We start from the raw sequence: 20,034 nt of genomic DNA, 5'->3' as shown, positions 1-20,034 counted from the left end.
CGGTGCTCTTTTTGTCGTATAGAGAGATTGGGAGGTGATTGGTATGGGTCATACATTTGGTTTGTTCTCCAAGTCACAGAAAGGTGTATTGTTCGCGAATATGAGAGCGAAGATTGCGGACGAAAGTTACGGCAACCCCAATAACCCTGCGTATTTACCGCAGAGTCCCAATGCACCGAGGAGTGAAACGGACCGGCATGGCGAAGAAAATAATCCTATTCTGGGTGATCCAGGTTACGGTCAGATAGGACGATGGCAGACGGTTCAATTGGATGCACTGGAAAACAGTATTGATCAAATCATTGAGCAATATCTGAAAGATAAGTCGTGGTATGCGAGTGTACGATGCCGTGAAGCACTGTGGAATATGTATCGCAGGCTTGAATGGTGGGTAGAACAACAGCAGCCTCCAGATAAAACACAATATCAGCGAGTACTGCAGATGATTAAAGATTGTATTCACAAGATTCTTGAAAATGCTCAGAAGCCTGGCGGTAGTCATCATGGTGTATCATTGCCCGTTTGTCCGGCACCCTACTACCATCATTTTAGTGGGAATTACTTTAATCATTTTGATGCAACCGTATATGAGATTCCGCTCTTTTCAATGAAAAAGGACGTCCCGTTCTCGAATAAATTCCCTGATTTCTTCAGATATGTATCATCGACGGAGGATCAGGAATGGGTAGCTGTCCACTCCGTAGGCCGAAATGAACAATCTGGATCAGAGATGATCTTAAAACTGGATTTAGGGCTTCTGGAGATTGGCAACTCATCCAAAATCACATTTAACTGGCGTGTGAAGCGTTATGGACAGATCAGGTTCAAGTACCTGGCTAGTGCCAAGCGCGGTAATGGCATGCTGTTCTATATTAATGGGCAGCAAGTTGGGGGCGAATGGAGCGAGAATAGCGGATGGCAAGAAGCTGCATTTACGTTGCAGCCAGGACAGATGTACAAGTTCGACTGGTTAATCCGCAAAATGAGACCCGAAGTATGGCAGAACAATGGTATCTATATCAAGGATGTTGAAGTTGTTGAGATTGTGGATACACGCAAGCCGCCTGCTCCGAAAGATTACGATCTGGATGGTGAGGACGTATATGAGTATGGAAACTGGGTTGTAAGATCACCGCAAAGTGTGGCACAGGCCCATTTTAAAGGACAGTTCATTACGGATGATTTACGTAAGAAAACCATGACGATGGATCTGGATAACGAATGTGATGGTACGATTTCATTTGCTTACAAAATGGGTGTGGATGAAGAACCGTATCCAGCTCATGATTATCAGTTATTTTTTGATGATGAATTCCATCTGCGGACCCAGCACGGTGATGGAGATCATGGTAGCAATGCTCGTTCGGTACATGGTGTTGAATGGGTGTTGAATGGGGAGTATTCAGAAACGGAGGCCAACCAGGCCAAAATAGAGTATGAAATTGTTGCAGGGCCTGATACGACGGTGGACTTGAGAGGTTCACTCGAACTAACTTGTCCTCCGCGAGAAATTGATCATTGGGAGCCGTCTCATCGGGGACAAGGGATTGGGAAATATCAATGGTTAATGTCGGGAAATCCGAGATGGATCCGTAAAGAAGATATTTTACGTTTGGATGAACCAACGGAAGGGAATATGATAGCACAGACAGAGGTGATATTAGATCATGAGGGGTGGTTTGTATTCAGTTACGCGCATTTGCTTAGACCTACTGAAGCTTTTGAAGTAAAAGTTAACGGAATGTTAGTACATTATACGTCCATGCAAAGTGCCAGGGAACTAGTGCGTATTCCATTAGAGGCTGGACACAACATCATAGAGTTTCATATTCAAGATCGATTGACAGAGGAGCCATTTAAGTATCAGAAGAATCATTTGTTCACCTATGGTAATAACACGGGTAATACATACCGTACAACGTCACCGCTAGGTTCATATGTTGATGTGACACGTGGATGGGATGTAACCGATGCTGGAGCATCTACACAAACAAATGGAGATACAATTACATACAGCGCAGAGCTCAATCCTGGTGCCAAATTAAAAATTAAAGAGCACATGCGAATCTATCCTGCAATGGATTCCAATTATGACCCAGATAAAGGGACTTCAAGAGATATCGAAATATTTGGAGAGTTATTTAATAAAAAGGATGTGTATAAACCGTCTTTGAAATTTATTGGTGGTTGGAAATGGAAAGATATCAAACCTCCGCAATATAACCCTGACAATCCCCCTGATCCAATCCCGGTTGGAGATGGTGTAATGTGGGCGCAGGGACATAACCAAAATTTTATTTGTGAATTTACAGCTTCAATGAATAACTCTGGATATATATGCTGGCAGTATGGTGGCGACTTTGATACGGGGGAGAAGTTGGAACTACAAATAGATGGCATCAGCGTATGGACAGGAAGTCAATCCAACGGTGATAAAGGTACAGATTGTATGTATCCCCTCCCTGCTGGTAATCATATATTCCGCTGGATATACCAGGATGGGAAGGCATATACTCCTGGTGCCGGAAGTTCAGGAGGCTCTGCAGGCTTTGGAAATACCGGTGGAAATGGTCCAGCAAATGAGCAAATGAGAGATGTAGTCACCGATCCTTTTGGACAAAGCTGTTTTCCAGCAGGTACTCAAACTCACAAAATTCAATATGGGCAAGTCCCATATGACGGAAACTCAGCACAGTCTAGCCAGTGGGGATGGAAGAACGATGGATTAATTTATAGTGATAATGGTATGCAGGGTATTAAAGTGCTGGATGAAGGTAAGACAGTCACACGGTATTTTAAAGCTCCACCTACTGGAAGTATCTTATACAGTGAGCAAATTACCGTTTATCCGGTGAAAAATAAAAAAGTTCAAGGTCTAAGAAAAATTATTCCAACTATCATTCCAAGTTCAGGAGTAAGATACCCTAAATTTTTGGGAACATCTTATTATTCTATAAACGTTAAAGGTACAGAGCCTGGAGATAATAAGTCTGATTTTGATAGTAAATACACGAAAAAAATAGAAATCTCTTTTCATTGTGAAGGCAAATTTAGACTCAACTACAAATTTATTAGTTACCTTGTAGACAAGAACCCAAGAGCTAAACTCAGAGTGTATTTCTATCCTGAAGGTCAGTCAAAACAAAAAAGGCTAATTCATGAAGAGAATAATAACAGAGGATACAATAGTAGCACTGTTGATTATGACAATTTTACCAATGAATTTTGGGAAAGATCGGCAGCATCCTATCAATCTGATGTAATCAATGTACCCCGGCCAGGTAGATATACAGTAAGTATTGGTGTTACGGACACCTATCCAGACGAGGATCAAAACAAGCAAAATGTCCGCTATCATGCGACTATTGGTAATTTGCAGATACATACTGAAGACCCTTACAGTAAAAATGAAAATAGTTTGATTGGGTATCCCGATTATGATTATGAAACGAAAGTACAAGCAGTAATATGGGATTTAACACTAGATATGCAAGCGGGAAGTGCCACTTATAATTTATTAAACGGAGAGCCTAGAAAATTTACAGACAGCTTTAAAACTTTAACACCTGGTCATACCTATCGAATTGAGTACACCCTTCATAAAAAAAAGGGTGAAACTACGGCTTCTGGTTTGGATGCTGGTGGATTCACTCTCAGCGGAGGTAGCTTTTTAGAGACATGGGATGCTTTCTGCGGAGACGCTCAGGGATTACTGTATGGAGAAGGAGAGTCTCCACATCCAAGTGAAGACTCATGGAATCCGCCCGGCCCAGTTACCACTGCGCCAGATGGTGGAAGTCATGCCTGGCTCGATGTAATTCGTTTATATAAAAATACAAGTAGAGCTTGTTCGGGAACTAAAATTGTCATCGAAACTCTTGAAGAAGGCCAAGTAATTGATACTCGACCAGTTACAAATGAAGATGACCAAATCATTTCTATTGAGGTAGAAAATACATCAGATCAGAAGAAAAGTTATGAGGTTCGCATTCGATTTGAGCAGGGCTGCCCGGGAGATGGAGCGATGATCTGGGGCGGATCGATGCAACTTGACGATATTAGCAAATTAGATCCATCCTGGGCAGAAGTGACTCACTTCGAAGTTTGGAATAATAAACCGATCTGGATGGGTGGCTGCGATAACAGTAATATGCGCGTGAAAATTACACGTGAGGACGGAAAAGTGTTATGGGATGAAAAGTATTACGGGGATGGGTATCGTGGCTTCGAACTGAATGATCTGGCTCCCAAGCCATATAGCAAGTATAAGGTGGAGATTACAACAGATCAGAAGGGGCAAATCAGCGATTGGACAGGAAAACGATATCTGACCACCTTCCGAGTGCATGACTTCAAAGCCTACGAACGATGGGTGTGGGTATCTGAACCATTTGATTGTCAACTGGATTTCTTCATTGACGATAAGCTTATCAAAACATTCACCCAAGAGGGTGGATACTATACATTTTCACATCCAGTGCCCAAAGGCAAACATGAGTTCAAATGGGTGTTCACCTCACTTCAGGAAGTGGGTACGCGTAGTTACGAATATGCTAATCTGGACTGGATGGAGCTGACCAACTGGATATGTGATGACGTCTACGTCATTCCTTACTGCGAAGGTGGTGGTGGAGACAAGTGTGTTGAAGCGCTTATTAAATGTTTGCTGGAAGTTTGGAAAGCAAGGCCCAAGATGTGTGTGATCGGTAAACGCATCTGGCTATTCACGTAAAGAAAGGAGGTTCTGTATGGGTGTTGTGAGGTTGAAAGAGTCAGGCAGGATTTATGAGGATGCGTTCGTAAGCTCCAACCTGGATTCCAAATGGGAAGTACTCCCTAACGATGCTACTCGCTATGAAGCGGGTAGTGGCAGCCTGGTGCTCAAACATGGTCAAGATCCGCTGTATATGTTCTATAAACCTTTGACAGATATGAAGCAATTCGTCATGGATGTGAAGAACAGTTACAATCCCGATACAGAGGGATGTTACGGTGGAGTTATCGTGTTTGTAGATGAACATAACTACATGGAGATTGAAGAGTTTTTGGATATGTCCTTGCCAAAGCCTTTGCTGAAGACTTACCCGTGGATACGTTTGATTCGAGATTATAACTATTATACGGCGTATTGGTCGGATGATGGCGTAATTTGGAACATCATTGGTTCTGTAGAACTGGTGGGAGCCCCTAAAATTGGTCTTTATCTGAAGGGTGAAGGGGATCACCCCATGCATATTCAGTATATTCGAATCAACAAAGGAACATCTATTGCCGTAGACAATCTAACCAAAGGAACTGTGGTTGATCTAATCGATCAGAATGGTGTTGTGCTTGAGTCCAGGGTATGCCGATCTGAAGAAACGGTTGTACATTTTAACATGGATCCATATCCCTATCCGTTTGAGGGCAATTTCGGAATCAGGCTTCCGGATGGAAATCGGTTTCAGGCTATGGATTCTATAAAGTTATACAGGGGAGACCTAATGTATTTTGAGGTTACACCAGATTTATATTACAAAGAATCGAATCCTGAAACAGGAGAAGATTTCGATGTGCTTCTTTATCCCAACACGGATAGGTTTCTAGGTTATTTAACGGCAGGTGGTTCTGCTACACAAGAAGTTCGAATGTTTGCCAAGAACCCCATGATATCAGGAGACTTTAAAAATGTAACCTTTGCGCTCACAAGCGGGACGGATAAAGTGCAGATTGCGCCTGATGTTGAAGGCATTCCTGGGTCCTTCAGCTTCTCGATCACCGCGTTTACTATTTTGCCAGGAGTGTCCTATCCATTCTGGCTGCGAATGGAAAGGGAAGAATCTCAAGACAGGTATGCTTCCCAGGTCAAATTTTCGCTACAGATGTATTCGACATACATATGACTTAATCGTATTGGAGTAATTACGTATAGATCATGTAAGGCATGAATGGAGGTGGTCAAATGTCAGTAAGAATTAACCAGTCTCATAGATCATCCGTCAAGAGTCATAAGGAATTAAGTGATATTGGGGTCCGTACGCATGATGAGATTGATTCCTATCTTGCAGAGTTGGATGATGCCAGAGGGACTGCGCTTAGTCTAGGTGACCGAATCACACTCGTAGAAGAATCTGCACACGATAGCCGAGATGCAGTAAAAAATCATGAGCAGAGATTAGGCGATGTCGAGACTAAGGTTATTTCAAACAGCTCACGATTGGATGATGTTCAGCAGGATATTCTGACGGCAAGAGCAGATGTCAATACCATTTCCAAGAGTCAGGATGACCATGAGAAGAGATTGAGTCTTGCGGAGACGGAGATAAAAGAAGCACGTGGAGCAGAGGCATCCATAGATCATCGATTTGACACGTTGGAGAAAGCGATTGAAGTTGTAGCGAAGCAACCCATTCAGGATCTCAGTGTTACCAACCCCACGTACCTAGATGCAAATAACAGTGTCCAAGTTACGATTAATGCAGGACGAGCCAGTATCAACAAGGTTATTGTGGATCAATTTTCTCAGACATTCAGCATTTCAGACATTGAAGCCAATACGACATATTATATTTTTCTTCATGAAAATGGGGAGTACTCTTATAGCTCAGATCAAAAAGAGCCCAAGGATGCCATGATCATAGGTGGACTTGATGTTGGAGTTTCTCCAACAACTTCACTCACGGCTTTGGATTTCAGATATTTCTTAACAAAGGGTTCTGTTGAAAATGACATGTCTGCATTGGGAATTCGTGTAGATGATCTGGAAAAAACCGTTGGTGAGCAAACCACAACAATTGCTACACATCATACGACGATCAAAGCGATGGAAGTCCAATTAGAAGCAACTGCTAAAGAAGTTGTGGCTTCAAAAGAAGATAAAAACGGAGTTGTCTATGATGCTCTCAAGGACAGACTCGACAACATGCAGAGTCGTCTTGAACTCGCTGAGAGTCGAGGCACTATGGAGCATCAATCCGTATTCCATTTCACTTCTGCTCCTAACAGCAGGTTGTCGATGTCTAGAGATTTTCAAGTGCCCAGATATGTGATTGGTTCAAATTCTGCAGAGGTATTTCTGGATGGAATACGCATGGATGCAGGAGACGATTACATTGAATATAATGATACGCTTATACGGTTTACTTTTGATGTGCCCAAGGAAGCCCGAGTAACGGTCATTGGTCGTGGGTCTATTATTAACACCACTTCGGTAACCGAATATACCTATTATCCAGATGGAAAAGTACATACGGAGAAGATTGATGGAGGGATCAACCGCACCATTGAGCACTTCTATAGCCCGGATGGAAATCTGGAACGACAGGAGGTTACTGAGAGTAACGGACAGATCAAGTCCATTGAGTATCAGCGTGACATTACGGGTAGAGTACTGCGCGAAATTAACAATGGTGCAGAGTATTATGTGCTTCAAGGAGGTGCTACCTTCGATGACACGGACATCCGGAGGAGACTTGTCTTTCTTGAAGGAAGTACACTTGAGCTGGATGTCGTATATAACTACTTCTCTAATGGTGACATTGAGTCAGAAGAAGTATTCTCAGTAGATTTGAATCCACAGCTATTGAAGAAAACATCGTTTACTTACAATGCAGACGGTACCGTTAAGACTGAGACCTTGATCTATGACGGCCAAGGAGTTCAGAAGGGATTTGAATATGATGCTAGCGGTAACATCAAACAAGTAAAAATTAGAAAGGTCGTGATTTGACGTGACGAGGACCGTGCAGGATGTAAAATTTGCACTACATACCATTATGGATAAATTAGTGGGCAATCACTCGGAGCCATTCAGTACAGAGGAAATTGAAATCCTGATCTTTGCATTTGAAAGCAATATTCTGTTTGATAATGTGGCTCATAAGTTTCTGCCTTCACTTAAAGGGCTACCTAAAATTTATGAGGCTGTTGCTAGTGGTGTGGAGTCAGAGGATGAAGCCGGGGATAAAGAGCAGGCTTATCATGAGAATCTCATAACAGAGAGAAGTGACATGGTGAAAACAGTCTTGTTAACCGTACTTAAAGAGAACATCTTTCACGAAATGAAAATCCGATTTGGTGCTTAAGGAGGTGGGATAGTTGGCTGAAAATATCTTGTTAGGTGCCCTGCGTCGTTATGAGTTTTATTCTTATTCTTCCAATTTGATTGCTGAACTTTACAAAACAGTTAGTCAAGATTTATATGGGGATATACATTGGAACTGGACTTATGAACCATCTAATGAATATTCAATTCCAAGGAGTTGGACTCATCCTAGTAGGAGTGATGCAAATCTGGGCACTCTTACGGCTCAAAATATAAAAGATCCAAGTATGTTCTTCACAATTAGTATGAATGTTTCTAGGTTTTATACACCCAATTACAGCAGAGATTGCACTAGGAGTTATATGCTTAGAACAGGTTTGAGAAATAATGGTTCGATTGTGAAACCTGATCTTTATACCAATGTAGGAGCTGTAACCGAAATTCCTCTGAATACTTGCATTAACGAAGCGTATTCAAATTTATCTAATGCTCCTAATGTTTACTGGAAGTGGACTCTATTCACTAATTTTAATTATATCTATTTATTTGGTGAGGCACAAAATTACATTGGCGATGCAGCCTATCCTGTTAGATTATATCTTGGCAGAATGAAGCCTTTTGAGGAAGAAGATCCACTTGTGGCAAATGACTTTGTGGGAATTTTTGGTCATTATCCAGTTGGGATGAATATTGCTGGTGTTGAATTGAAGCATAATACAGGCAGAGGCTACGTGAGGACATCAAGAAATGGTACAAGTAATGCGTTATATCATTTCTCAACGAGTTCTCAAGTTCCTTCTCCGGGTTTAGGTGGAAGGTACTTTATCTCTCCTTTTTATGTCTGGCATGGAACGGAAGGAGTAAGGGGAGAGTTCTTCGGTATACGTACTGCCGTACTAAGAAATTCGAGTATGTACCCGGATGGTTCAATTCTTGACCTCGGGGATGAGCGCTATTATGTATTCCATGTGAATGTTCAGCAGCATCCGGCAACTCATCAGGGATTTTTTGCAACTAATGGAGCTTACTACAATGGTCAACCCTACTTCTTCGACTCTCCCTTACTTCTCGGTGGCGGACAACGGGTGCTGCTATTCGAGATCGAGAAGGAGGTGTAGTGCATGACCATGATTCGCAGACACGAGTTTACCAGTACGCTAAGCTTATTTACTTCAACGCTTGTTAACACATTGAAAGATGCACACGATCCTTACTGGGATACCATACATACGGCCGAAACGACATATGCCAATTGGGGAAATGCGCTGCTTACCAATAAAAAAAATACATCCATGCGTTTTACCATGTGTGTATGGGCGCACGCCAGAGGAGTCAACATTCGCTGGGGACTGAAGAACCTGGGAAGCAATGTGGCATCACCAGATCTATTCATAAATCCGCCAGTGGACACAGATAAATTCATGACGGAAACGCCATTTTTGTGTCATAACGTGCAGTACAATGTGAACTATAAGTGGTCTGTAATAACGAATGAGGATATTCTGTTTATCCATGGAGAGAGTCTGAACTACCCGGAACGAGCTTACCCAGTACGAATATTCCTAGGTAAATGCGAGCCATTAGAGCAAGAAGACCCGGCGATTGCCAATAAATTTTATGGCGTTTTCCCACATATGCCTTTATCTGCTTCGGATAACAACACATCAGATCAATATGATACGCCGAGAGGTGTCGTTATGACTTCACGGAATGGAACGGAGTACGCACTGTACAATTTTGGGACAGAGTCCATCCCTTCTCCAGGTGTAGGTTCAAGATACTATGTTACGCCTTTCATGGTCTATCATCCATCTGAAGGAGCTAGGGGTGAATTCAAGGGTATGCGTTCCATTGTATTTAAAAACAGTGCGCAGCACCCGGACGGATCGATCCTGGATCTTGGCAATGATGGCAAGTATTACGTGTTTCATGTCGTAGATCAGGATTATCCGAATACAGACTATGGACGTTATTACCACAATTCGAACCTGGCTCCTGTGTATTCAAGACCGAAGTTCTTCCATGGTGCCAGACTGCTTGGTGGTGGACAAAGAGCGTTACTTTTCCAAATATAGGAGGTGTTTATGAGGAATGGCTAATTTCACAGGCAAAGTTAAGATGAATGAATTATTCGCGAATATTGTTCAAGGCTTTAAAACGATTGCGGGATCTCCCTGGTCCATTTTTTACGAGACAGCGAGTGTGATCGTGCTGAAATCGGTGGGCACAACGGGTTCAGATAAACTGTTTTTTAGACTTGAGGTTGGAAACACGAAGGGAACTACGGGAAATAAATTGACCGTGAGTGTGGCTGAAGATTTGATGGCAACAGATGGTAGTATTCCTTTGGGCAGAGCCGAAGTGAAAAAGGACTTCCTATGTCATACAAGTGCCGTTGATACGAATCTATTAATCGATTACCAAGTTTCAGTACAACCAAACCGGATTATTATTTATTTGCAGGGGGATGTGAACTCGGTTACCGGTATATCCAATTTGGGTTACTTCGGAATTCTGAACAGGTATGCCACAGAGGCAGATTCCTCGAGTTTGAGTGTTGGCCTCAGCTACAATGGGGATAATGGTATCCGGACGTTGCGTGATAAAGATAAACAGATGGTGAATAACATTTATGATGCTTACTCTGCCATGCTTCCTGTTAATCCAGGGTGGGGGTCTCTTTATCATCTTGCTCCGGTTATTATGTGTAATGGTGTGGAAGGCCCGAGAGGCGAGCTTATTGATATCTATGCGGTACCTTCTGCCGGAGTTTCCCATGGAGATGAGATTAAAGTAGGCACCAGAACATATAAGGTATACTCTCTGTCGATTGGTGGACAGAGCTTCTTATCAGGAGCTACGGTTGCTGTCCTGATGAATTAAGGTGGTGAATGGACATGGCTATACATCAAGGGAAAGTTGTAGGGACCGCCGAGAGCGGTTCTCTTTTTACCCAGAGTAAGGCGGCAGTTTTCCATAGCATTGGATACGATCTTGATGCTGTCCCGTTAACCATTGAGGGTAAGGAAATGGTCTATACATTAGGAACGTTATCCACTACGGCTGAATTAATTGACATCTACCGTTGGGGTACATGGAGGATGCTGGACAACCATAATGATCTTTTGATTGGATACGTTACGGATAAGTATATTTATGGGCCACGAACCAGAGTGGGAGTTCCTGATGAAAAAAATATGATACTCAAGCATAAATTTTTGACCCAGTCCAGTGGAGTAGGTTTAATTCGTGATACCATAAGAGGCCTCAAAGTGAAACAAAATTATGCGGGGCTCGATTGGTGTATTAAGGTCAAGATTCCTGTCCAGCAGGCTGGGTTAGTGGGGAAAACGTGGGGGGATTGGTCCTACAGCGGAAGTGGTAACACATCTGATAGTCATCTTCGTCCACGACGGTATCCGGATACACATATTCCTAGAAGGAGGGAAGGCTCTTGAACAGGACATGGAAACTGATGGAGGAGATGAGAAAAGTGCTATTGCCGGTATCGTTTGCCCAAAGAGTAGAGTATGTTGGCGGTGGGGCGAAGGCAATGATTGATATTCCCATGGAACATCCTCGATTCATGATCAAAACGATTAGGGTCATTCCGTCCAGAGAGACGAATGTGGAAGTTCATGTTTTGAACAGTGCGGGTCCACATCCAGAGGTTCTCTATTTCAACAATGCCCAATACTCGACGGGAAATTTTATGGAAGGGATTTACGATATGATTGATTTGCCATATGAGGACGTAGATGGGACTTCAACACTTCACTTGTCGTTAAAAAATCTGGGTACAGATGTGGCCAACTTCGATATTGAGGTCGTTGGTTTGACTACAAGGTGAGAGGAGGACCACCACATGGATATTGTTTCATACAGCAAAGCTGCCAAAGTAGAACGTGAAGTTAAACAAGCCAGGGATTCTTATGCCTCACTTGATGGCAGACTGGACGCAGTGTCAGTAGGAAACGTGGTCTCGGTCAGACTGAAAACAGAACTTCCAACCGTAGGTGAAGCAGGAAGATTATATCTGGTACGCCAAGACTCAAGCAATCAAAATGAATCAACGACCTATACATACAGCGGTGGGAAATATGTAAAGGTGGGTGGTGATCGAGTTTCGAACCATCCTGAGAATGGAACGATTAATCTTAATGGTACCAAAACGGTGATCTATAGCCATCCGGATACACACAGTGCTGATATGTTAACAGATGGAAGTCATAACGTTATCATGACTCTGGACGAACGCGAAAAATTGTCCAACATCGAGCGTGAGGCCAATCATTACACACATCCTGACACACACAGTGCCGATATGATCAGCGATGGAGAAACCCATGTGAGCATGACTTGGGGTGAACGAAAACGCCTGAATGTCATTGATCCGTGGGAATCGATCAGCGATTTGGTAGATTATACGGATGTGGTTACATATTTTGCTTTTGACAATCAGGGAAGAGTTATTCGACAAGTCGTTACAGACAACTACACCGAGCAGCTTGTTAGAGAACCTGTACTTACCATGCCGGCTTCTCCAGAAGGTTATGCACAGGATGATTCCTTCTTAGTCATTTCGATTGGTGAGATATATCGATATGACGGTCTGGACTTCGTGCAACTTCCTACTTTGGTTGATGTCATCTATCAGTATGATGATGAGGGAAGATTGGTGGCCAAGTCCATCACCAGGTTGGGAACAACACCTGTTCAAACTAACTTCCAATATATATATGACTCATACGGCAATCGTATAGCGGTTAAGAAATACTAATACGGAAGGATAGCATATGCTGTCCTTTTTTTCTTTTAACAACGAAATAGTTTGTGTATCCCACATCTGCATTGAAGATTAGCATTAACAATTAGCTGATCAAGACGTATAGAGAAAGTAGTATGAGAACGTAATTATTCCGGGAGGTAGTGTACGATGAATATTGAACTTACTGCTCATTTCTATTTCAAGGGAAGTGGGAAGAAAAAAACAGTGAACTGGATGGAAGATAATCCAAGGTTACAACAGAAAGAGAAAGATTCGGATAAGGTCGTACGCGAAATCCCGTTAACTGGGAATGAGGTTAAGCAAGAATATCGCCGACTTTTCACCAAACACAAGAACGAGGGGAAATCGATTACGTTGGAAGATACAGACGATGTGGTTCATATCATTGATCTTACCGATGTGCGAAATATTGAATTGACCTCTAAGGAGGGGAATACAGATGCTGTACAGGCTGACCTTTGCACTGAATGATGAGGAAATTGTCACTACCGAGATGACCTCGGATAAGGAGGATCTGGTTGGAGCAACGGAAGAAGCGTTCGATTTGATCGAAAAAGACTACGGTGCCAATGTCGTTTTGAACCTGGTTGCGTTTAGCCTACTCAAAATAGAGCTCACCAATGAAATGATAAATTAAGCGTATGAGCTAACTAATGTTAGCTTTTCAGCACCAAGTGTTGATTTATTTGAATAATTATAAAATATAGTTAATAAAGTGATATACCCCAAGCCTAGTTCTGGGGTCTATTCCTTTTTCATGAAAAGTTGATAGTGACTTGATTTAATGCATCCATTGAAACTTGTCTTGTACAAGCAGTTTTGATTAAACTAGGTTGAATTCATATGTTCAGGGGCAGTAGAAGGGGTCAGGATGATTGGCAAGGAGGGATGGGACATTGAGATAAAAGACTTGGAAAGAGAGCTCGCAAAGTTGGCATCCAGAATAAGAAAAGATTTTACTGAGCGCGGGCCGGTAGATACCAGAGTCTCTATCATGAATCATTTTATCATCTTAAAGTTTACAGCAAAATTCACCAAGCCTGAAGCATTCATGCTGGAACATATGCAATCACACTCAAGTCAAATTTTCGCCGAATACAAGATGAAGCTAGCACATATGATGAGAGAAGATTTCAACCCCGTTTTCTCCTATATCAACATGGGTCTGAAGATCGAAGACATCGAAACAACATTTTTTGGTCATGATTTTGCAGAGCAGATTACAGTCTTCAAGATGAACAAGGATGTTGAAGTGCTCCTGAAAAATGATGAGATTAACATGCCTTAAGACCTATTAACTAACGTTTGAATACTGGACAGGTTCTTAGGAACTAATTTTGTTGTTGACAATATCCTACATATTTCCTTATACTACCCTTATGGCGATCGAATAGATTAATAATCTTGACGAAGCCTATAACCTTGTTAAAGAACTTGAAGGCCATATCTTCGGTAATTGGGACGAAATAGATGTCAGACCAAGACCGACACATTCCACCATTTTGGTATTTTCCAGTGGTGCGCTCTGTGTTGGTCTTTTTGTTTGTAAAAAATGCTACTTTACCTTTCACTGTATACTTCGTATATAGTCAGTAAAAGGCATATAAGCGAACGAAATAAATAAATGTTGCGAACATTAGTTCGTATTTGTTATTCTGAATGTAATAGGATGGGAATGGGGAGGCGGATCAAAGGGAGATTTCTTGATTGTTTGTGTGTAATTAGGCTTATTAGCTTCAATTGTGTGTAACAAGACTACATATGGTATATGAGATTTCGGGAGCAATAGCGGGAATATAGAGTAAGATCATGCTGGATAGCGACTAGATTGTGAAGAAAGAATACGATTACTGATAATTAAATAGTTAATGGGGGAAATGAATAATGTCTGCTACAACTGCTATGGGTTTTGATGATTTATTTGAGATTGGGGATATAGACATGTTCCTGAATAAAGCTCAGGAGAAGTGTCGTCACAAGCTTAGAGGTAAAACATTTGCCGGGATGGAGAAAGAAGATGTGACCCAGGAGATTATGATCAAATTAGTTAACTCCCTGGACAAGTATGATGCAGAAAAGGCCAAAATGTCGACGTTTGTTGATCATCTTATCGAAAATAAAATTAAGGACATGTACCGCAAGTGTATGTCTGAGAAAAATCTCAGTGTGGTTAATGCTGTACAGATCATGTGCACGGATCAGGGTGGTGGCGATGAATCGGAAAGCTCAGACATCGCATTAGCGCTTGGTCATGCGGGGTTTGCTTATGAGAATTTTGAGTTTGTAACAGATATTATGGAAAATATGAGGCTGAACGAACGTGAGAAACAAATCTTTAAGCTTCGGACTTCGGGGTATGAATTTGTAGAGATTGCAGGAATGCTAGGTGTATCCAAGGCACGTATATCCCAGTTATGGAAAGCGATTCGTGAGAAATACGAAGCATTGTAGTCATAAGTGGCAATTAATAGCCTAAGTTTGATGAAGATAGATTCAGTAACCTACATAGAACAGAGAGAGCACCCTTAACTGGGTGCTTTTTTATGTCGTATAGAGAGATTAGTACAGAAAGAAAGGCGGAACAAGGATGCTTAGTGTGGTGGTTTTAGGATTTTCTGTGGAACGTCTAGAGGGGTATTCGGATATCGCTTGGGCAAGTCATGATTCTTCGACAGCTTCTGATTTAAGCAACAGGGAGTATGCCTTGATCATTGAGAAAGTAGTGGTACAGGCTGATGCTGTCTTGGTTAATCTGGGTATGGATCATTTGACCTCTACTGATATTGTGATCATGCATCATGCTAATATACATAAAAAACCGATCTTGGGTGTAGGTTTCAGGCCATTGGAGCCTGTCATCGAAGATTTTGTCTCCAAACGAGTGGCTGATCTGGACGTGGCTGTACATCATATGCGGACGAACTATATGGTCTTAAGCAGCGGAACCAATACTTCATCTACGGCTCCAATTTAACTGCCGCTCCGATAACACGTATAGAGAATGTAAGGGCAAGAATATTCGCTAGACTTTAACTAATGGAGGAATAATTCAATGACTCATATGATCAAAGCAAAAGATGATAAATTAACGGAAGAAATCGTAGCCAGTATGATTGGAAAGTATATCCACGCGCCGACCAATATGCATGAAATCCAGACGCCAACCGGCGCAACAACGAAAGCCAACGTATGGTTTGCTGGTCGTGTAGCTGGTTACGAAAAAGCCGTTATTGGATTCAACTACGAAGAGGGTACCTTTCATGAAGAACTACAAACATTTTATAACGTTCATTTAACGGATGGTATGGGGTACATTCTGACAAGTGCTTACGAATTGGAGATTCATGAACTGACCGAAGAGGAGTTTAATCAACTCATTGAAGAGAAAAAGGAAGAGGAACAAGACTCATCTGGTGAAGAGCAATGAAGGTGTTAAACTACGCCTCGGATTTAGCTGTAAAAACGTTTGTGTCCGCTAGCGCTACAGGTGTGGAAGAATTAATCAACGCATGGATGTTATCCAAACCACACACGTTCGTTACCGGACTGGAGTTTACCTCCACCGTTGATCCATCCAGTAACACGTTGGAATATGCCGCAATCATTGTATATCAGCCAAGTGAACAAGACCAATCCTAACTTAGGTATGAGATTATTCCTTCTATAATATAGAGGCTTTCGGTAAGGAGGTGGGCGAATCTGTTGCTCACTTTAGAAAGAGTAATAGGTATTGTTGTTGCGGTGGTGGTATTAGCTTCACAATACCAAGCAACGGAAGCAGAGCAGGTACAGCCAGTAAAACCAATGAAGCAAGAAAAACAAGAGAAGCAAGAAAAGCAGGGAAAACAAGTTAAAGATGCATTGGTTGCTCCTACGCACATACAAATGACGGATATGCTTGAACAGTATATAGAACTCCACCATGAGAAAACAGTGAGCCGGGCAAAGCTGCTGAAGTATGTGAGGTGGGTAGTTCAATATTCGAAGGATACGGATATCGATTCCGTCTGGATTCTGGCTATGATGTGGCAAGAGAGCCGGATGTTAGAGGAAAGTGTATCATCCCATGGAGCGATTGGTTTACTTCAGATTCTTCCAAGCACAGCGAAATCGTTTGGAGTTAGCAAACAGGAGCTACATCAGCCTGAAACGAATATCAGGACAAGCATTATATACTTGGAATATCTTATGGATAAGTACGACGGAAATCTTCGTACAGCAACCATTGCGTACAATCAGGGGGAGGGCAATGTAGATAAGGGAAAGGCTCGCCCTTGGTACTACAATCAAGTGAAGGAACATCATAACAAGATGCTTCAAATAATCAAAAAAGATCAATAAATATTATTTAACAATAAAATTTGAATACTATAAGATCGTTTATCAATTTTACATAGGGAGATCCAAATGGGAAAATTTCCAGAACATATTAGCACGAATTTGCAGGTAAATAAGAAGCATTACACAATGGATGACGTAGAAAATATTGAACGTTGTAAGCTCGATGAGCATTTCCTCGGGGATTGTATTCTGGTCAATGAGAACCTGATATGGCATTCCGTTCATAAGTATATTGGAAAACCTGAAATGATTATTAAGAATCATTGTGTGGAGAAGGATGATATTCTTCAACTGGGCCGTCTGGGATTCATCAAAGCGGTTAAAGCATTTGATACGGGACGTGGCGTAAAATTCAGTTCGTTTAGTGTTACTGCGATTGTCAGAGAAATCAGATGTTTTCTGAGAGATAGTGCAAGCATTATTCGTCCAACTCGCACAGCTACGGAATTAATTAACCGAATCAATCGACTTGAGCACGATATGGGCTACCTCCCACCAGCACATGAAATCGCATTGTTGCTTGATGAGGAAGAAGAGAAGATCAATAAAGCACTTCAAGTGGGTAAAGGTGTGAAATACCTGGATGAGCCTGTAGGTGCTGATGATCAACAAACTCAATCCGTGACGTTGATGGATACCATCTATAGCGGGGAGAATATTGAAGAAGATATTTTGGACAAGTTATACGTTGATGCGGTTATTGATTCGGTCAAGCGCAAGCTTAGTGAGAAAGAAGTGACTGTACTGAAGCATCGTGTTGAAGGGTTTAATCAAACCCAGACCGCAGATATGGAAGACATTAGCCAGATGAGAGTCTCTAGAATTATGCGAAAAGTAGCTAAAATGCTGGATAAAAAGGATCAGGCTTGATTGTCGTCTAAGCACTTCATATCTTATATAATGTCTCATACATAACGTCCCTCCCGCATCCAAGCGTGAGGGATTTTTGCTGTTTTTGCCCTATGGGACATACTCCAAGTTGTCCGGACATAAGATAGTACAAGATTCCAAGTGACCCGGAGGAATGAATTGATGCGAAAAATAACGAAAGTCATTGCATGCATGCTTATCCCTGTCTTCTTGTTGTCTTCATTAGGGGTTACTCAAGCCCAGGCAACGATTCAAGGTCCGTCTACACATGCGCAAAGCGCTGCTCTCATTGATGTCACATCAGGCAGGATCTTATACAGCAAGGATGGGGATAAAGAACTGCGAATTGCCAGCTTGACCAAAATCATGACAGCGATCGTAGCGATCGAACACAGCAAGCTGGATGATAAAGTGAAAGTGTCTCCCACGGCTTTTGCCAAAGAAGGATCTTCTCTCTATCTCAAGTTAGGTGAAGAGATGACGCTTGAAAACATGTTGTACGGGCTCATGCTCCGTTCAGGCAATGACGCGGCCTCTGCGATCGCAGAACATGTCGGTGGATCGGAAGAAGGCTTTGTCCTGTTAATGAACAAAAAGGCGGAGCAAATCGGTCTGACGCATTCTCATTTTATGAACCCTCATGGACTGGATGCAGAAGGTCACTATTCAACAGCTAACGACTTGGCACGATTAACGGCATATGCATTGCACAATCCGGTGTTCAAACGCATCGTAGCCACGGAGGACAAATCCGCACCGAACCCCAATGAAAGCTGGGAATACTCTTGGCACAATAAAAATAAAATGCTGCGGATGTATGAAGGTGCGGATGGAGTGAAAACCGGCTACACAAAAAAAGCTTTCAGATGTTTGGTCAGCTCCGCTACACGTAATGGACAGCAGCTCGCCGCGGTAACGCTGAATGACGGAAACGATTGGAACGATCATGCTCGGATGCTAGATTTCGGTTTTGAGTACTTCCCGTTGGTAGAGGTCGCCAAGCAAGAACAGCCTGTGCAAAATACAGATGTCGTTACGGGCCGGGGATTCTGGTACCCAATGGCTAAAAGTGAAGAAGGCTCATTGACCAAGAAATTGATACTACACGAAAATAGAGGACAGTCGGAAACGGAAGGCAAGGAACAATCGACAGATCCTTCGTTCGGATTGGCAGGTCGCATTGATATGCAGCTTGACGGCAAACTTGTGGGCTCAATTCCAGTGTATCGCAAAGGCAGTTATATTCCTCCTGAACCCAAGACAGAAGATGCAACGCTGGGTGGAATCGGTGATGTCTCTTCCTGGGCAGCTGCATGGCGTGCCGTGTTAAGCCACCTGTTATCTCCTTAGCTAAATCGCCATTGAAGGGAGGATATAATCCATGATTAATCTAATTTGGCTGCTCATGATTTTAATCGGATTTGCTTTTGCAGCCGTCAACGGTAATATCGAAGTGGTCACGCAAGCTGCTTTTGATGGGGCGGCAACGGGAGTCACGGTCTGTTTTGGACTGATTAGTGTGCTTGTGTTCTGGATGGGCATGATGAAAATGGCTGAAGATGCGGGTCTCCTGGCCCGGATTGCCAAGCTGCTCGGCCCGGTTGTGGGCTTCCTGTTCCCCGATGTGCCCAAAAATCATCCGGCGATGGGTTATATTCTCTCCAATATGAGTGCCAATCTGCTGGGGCTAGGAAATGCAGCTACTCCCATGGGAATCAAAGCGATGCAACAGCTGCAGGAGCTTAATCCGGACAAACAAACTGCTTCTCCTGCCATGTGCACCTTACTGGCTCTGAATACGGCCAGTATTACCATTATTCCGACAACGCTGATCGCCATCCGCTTAAACTATCATTCTGCCAATGCTACAGAGATTGTGGGAACAACATTGATGGCTACCATTATCGCTACACTTGCTGCTATAATCGCCGATCGCTGGTATCGGAACAGGGCTTTACACAAACCGCCGCGCATACAGAAAAGTGGCAATCCCGGTATGAAAGGATGAGCA

The 20,034-nt window shown here is 42.6% G+C and carries 21 protein-coding genes; all 21 read left to right on the top strand.

The window, feature by feature from the left end:
- Positions 1-43: 43 nt before the first annotated feature.
- A complete protein-coding gene (locus MHI55_RS20040) occupies positions 44-4,732 on the top strand; it encodes a hypothetical protein (RefSeq protein ID WP_340386682.1) in 4,689 nt (1,562 codons plus the stop codon).
- Positions 4,733-4,748: 16 nt separating this feature from the next.
- Entirely contained in the window at positions 4,749-5,882 is a 1,134-nt protein-coding gene (locus MHI55_RS20035; protein WP_340386681.1) for a hypothetical protein, read from the top strand.
- A gap of 59 nt (positions 5,883-5,941) precedes the next feature.
- Complete coding sequence (locus MHI55_RS20030) at positions 5,942-7,708, top strand: hypothetical protein (RefSeq protein WP_340386680.1); 1,767 nt, start codon at positions 5,942-5,944, stop codon at positions 7,706-7,708.
- A 46-nt stretch (positions 7,709-7,754) separates the two neighbouring features.
- The gene (locus tag MHI55_RS20025) at positions 7,755-8,063 is read left to right on the top strand and encodes a hypothetical protein (RefSeq protein WP_340386679.1); all 309 of its coding nucleotides are present in this window, start codon (positions 7,755-7,757) and stop codon (positions 8,061-8,063) included.
- Positions 8,064-8,076: 13 nt separating this feature from the next.
- Positions 8,077-9,141: a hypothetical protein gene (locus tag MHI55_RS20020; RefSeq protein ID WP_340386678.1), complete on the top strand. Its 1,065-nt coding sequence runs from the start codon at positions 8,077-8,079 to the stop codon at positions 9,139-9,141.
- Positions 9,142-9,144: 3 nt separating this feature from the next.
- A complete protein-coding gene (locus MHI55_RS20015) occupies positions 9,145-10,098 on the top strand; it encodes a hypothetical protein (protein ID WP_340386677.1) in 954 nt (317 codons plus the stop codon).
- 16 nt (positions 10,099-10,114) lie between these two features.
- Positions 10,115-10,906, top strand: coding sequence for a hypothetical protein (locus MHI55_RS20010; protein WP_340386676.1), 792 nt, complete (start codon positions 10,115-10,117; stop codon positions 10,904-10,906).
- A 14-nt stretch (positions 10,907-10,920) separates the two neighbouring features.
- Complete coding sequence (locus tag MHI55_RS20005) at positions 10,921-11,481, top strand: hypothetical protein (RefSeq protein WP_339186686.1); 561 nt, start codon at positions 10,921-10,923, stop codon at positions 11,479-11,481.
- Positions 11,478-11,873, top strand: coding sequence for a hypothetical protein (locus MHI55_RS20000; protein ID WP_036672279.1), 396 nt, complete (start codon positions 11,478-11,480; stop codon positions 11,871-11,873). The genes MHI55_RS20005 and MHI55_RS20000 overlap by 4 nt, the downstream gene beginning before the upstream one ends.
- 15 nt (positions 11,874-11,888) lie before the next feature.
- Positions 11,889-12,803 carry a hypothetical protein gene (locus tag MHI55_RS19995; RefSeq protein ID WP_339186688.1) on the top strand — a complete coding sequence of 305 codons (915 nt, stop codon included), beginning with the start codon at positions 11,889-11,891 and terminating at the stop codon, positions 12,801-12,803.
- 156 nt (positions 12,804-12,959) lie between these two features.
- Entirely contained in the window at positions 12,960-13,283 is a 324-nt protein-coding gene (locus MHI55_RS19990; RefSeq protein WP_036607763.1) for a hypothetical protein, read from the top strand.
- Positions 13,252-13,449, top strand: a complete 198-nt coding sequence (locus tag MHI55_RS19985) for a hypothetical protein (protein ID WP_036607761.1) — start codon at positions 13,252-13,254, stop codon at positions 13,447-13,449. The genes MHI55_RS19990 and MHI55_RS19985 overlap by 32 nt, the downstream gene beginning before the upstream one ends.
- Before the next feature lie 234 nt (positions 13,450-13,683).
- Positions 13,684-14,100 carry a Na-translocating system protein MpsC family protein gene (locus MHI55_RS19980; RefSeq protein ID WP_036607758.1) on the top strand — a complete coding sequence of 139 codons (417 nt, stop codon included), beginning with the start codon at positions 13,684-13,686 and terminating at the stop codon, positions 14,098-14,100.
- A 596-nt stretch (positions 14,101-14,696) separates the two neighbouring features.
- Positions 14,697-15,263, top strand: a complete 567-nt coding sequence (locus tag MHI55_RS19975; protein WP_051447053.1) for a sigma-70 family RNA polymerase sigma factor — start codon at positions 14,697-14,699, stop codon at positions 15,261-15,263.
- A gap of 136 nt (positions 15,264-15,399) precedes the next feature.
- Positions 15,400-15,786: a hypothetical protein gene (locus tag MHI55_RS19970; RefSeq protein WP_076328296.1), complete on the top strand. Its 387-nt coding sequence runs from the start codon at positions 15,400-15,402 to the stop codon at positions 15,784-15,786.
- A 78-nt stretch (positions 15,787-15,864) separates the two neighbouring features.
- The gene (locus tag MHI55_RS19965) at positions 15,865-16,239 is read left to right on the top strand and encodes a hypothetical protein (RefSeq protein WP_051449827.1); all 375 of its coding nucleotides are present in this window, start codon (positions 15,865-15,867) and stop codon (positions 16,237-16,239) included.
- The gene (locus MHI55_RS19960) at positions 16,236-16,451 is read left to right on the top strand and encodes a hypothetical protein (RefSeq protein ID WP_340386675.1); all 216 of its coding nucleotides are present in this window, start codon (positions 16,236-16,238) and stop codon (positions 16,449-16,451) included. Before MHI55_RS19965 ends, MHI55_RS19960 begins: the two co-directional genes overlap by 4 nt.
- 63 nt (positions 16,452-16,514) lie before the next feature.
- Positions 16,515-17,153, top strand: coding sequence for a lytic transglycosylase domain-containing protein (locus MHI55_RS19955; RefSeq protein ID WP_340386674.1), 639 nt, complete (start codon positions 16,515-16,517; stop codon positions 17,151-17,153).
- Between the two features lie 66 nt (positions 17,154-17,219).
- Complete coding sequence (locus MHI55_RS19950; protein WP_340386673.1) at positions 17,220-18,023, top strand: sigma-70 family RNA polymerase sigma factor; 804 nt, start codon at positions 17,220-17,222, stop codon at positions 18,021-18,023.
- Between the two features lie 162 nt (positions 18,024-18,185).
- Complete coding sequence (locus MHI55_RS19945; RefSeq protein WP_340386672.1) at positions 18,186-19,373, top strand: D-alanyl-D-alanine carboxypeptidase family protein; 1,188 nt, start codon at positions 18,186-18,188, stop codon at positions 19,371-19,373.
- 31 nt (positions 19,374-19,404) lie between these two features.
- Positions 19,405-20,031: a nucleoside recognition domain-containing protein gene (locus tag MHI55_RS19940; RefSeq protein ID WP_036672256.1), complete on the top strand. Its 627-nt coding sequence runs from the start codon at positions 19,405-19,407 to the stop codon at positions 20,029-20,031.
- The last annotated feature ends 3 nt before the right edge of the window (positions 20,032-20,034 follow it).

This window comes from Paenibacillus sp. FSL E2-0151, assembly GCF_037993015.1.
In the GTDB taxonomy this organism is placed as follows: domain Bacteria; phylum Bacillota; class Bacilli; order Paenibacillales; family Paenibacillaceae; genus Paenibacillus; species Paenibacillus amylolyticus.
The sequence above is the reverse complement of the archived record's forward strand: the minus strand, read 5'-3'. Positions and strand labels throughout refer to the sequence as shown.

Bases quoted from the DNA above. Each gene is read 5' to 3' on its own strand.
- MHI55_RS20040 (WP_340386682.1), top strand. From the start codon at position 44: ATGGGTCATACATTTGGTTTGTTCTCCAAGTCACAGAAAGGTGTATTG.
- MHI55_RS20035 (WP_340386681.1), top strand. From the start codon at position 4,749: ATGGGTGTTGTGAGGTTGAAAGAGTCAGGCAGGATTTATGAGGATGCG.
- MHI55_RS20030 (WP_340386680.1), top strand. From the start codon at position 5,942: ATGTCAGTAAGAATTAACCAGTCTCATAGATCATCCGTCAAGAGTCAT.
- MHI55_RS20025 (WP_340386679.1), top strand. From the start codon at position 7,755: ATGGATAAATTAGTGGGCAATCACTCGGAGCCATTCAGTACAGAGGAA.
- MHI55_RS20015 (WP_340386677.1), top strand. From the start codon at position 9,145: ATGACCATGATTCGCAGACACGAGTTTACCAGTACGCTAAGCTTATTT.
- MHI55_RS20010 (WP_340386676.1), top strand. From the start codon at position 10,115: ATGGCTAATTTCACAGGCAAAGTTAAGATGAATGAATTATTCGCGAAT.
- MHI55_RS20005 (WP_339186686.1), top strand. From the start codon at position 10,921: ATGGCTATACATCAAGGGAAAGTTGTAGGGACCGCCGAGAGCGGTTCT.
- MHI55_RS19995 (WP_339186688.1), top strand. From the start codon at position 11,889: ATGGATATTGTTTCATACAGCAAAGCTGCCAAAGTAGAACGTGAAGTT.
- MHI55_RS19990 (WP_036607763.1), top strand. From the start codon at position 12,960: ATGAATATTGAACTTACTGCTCATTTCTATTTCAAGGGAAGTGGGAAG.
- MHI55_RS19985 (WP_036607761.1), top strand. From the start codon at position 13,252: ATGCTGTACAGGCTGACCTTTGCACTGAATGATGAGGAAATTGTCACT.
- MHI55_RS19980 (WP_036607758.1), top strand. From the start codon at position 13,684: ATGATTGGCAAGGAGGGATGGGACATTGAGATAAAAGACTTGGAAAGA.
- MHI55_RS19975 (WP_051447053.1), top strand. From the start codon at position 14,697: ATGTCTGCTACAACTGCTATGGGTTTTGATGATTTATTTGAGATTGGG.
- MHI55_RS19970 (WP_076328296.1), top strand. From the start codon at position 15,400: ATGCTTAGTGTGGTGGTTTTAGGATTTTCTGTGGAACGTCTAGAGGGG.
- MHI55_RS19965 (WP_051449827.1), top strand. From the start codon at position 15,865: ATGACTCATATGATCAAAGCAAAAGATGATAAATTAACGGAAGAAATC.
- MHI55_RS19960 (WP_340386675.1), top strand. From the start codon at position 16,236: ATGAAGGTGTTAAACTACGCCTCGGATTTAGCTGTAAAAACGTTTGTG.
- MHI55_RS19950 (WP_340386673.1), top strand. From the start codon at position 17,220: ATGGGAAAATTTCCAGAACATATTAGCACGAATTTGCAGGTAAATAAG.
- MHI55_RS19945 (WP_340386672.1), top strand. From the start codon at position 18,186: ATGCGAAAAATAACGAAAGTCATTGCATGCATGCTTATCCCTGTCTTC.
- MHI55_RS19940 (WP_036672256.1), top strand. From the start codon at position 19,405: ATGATTAATCTAATTTGGCTGCTCATGATTTTAATCGGATTTGCTTTT.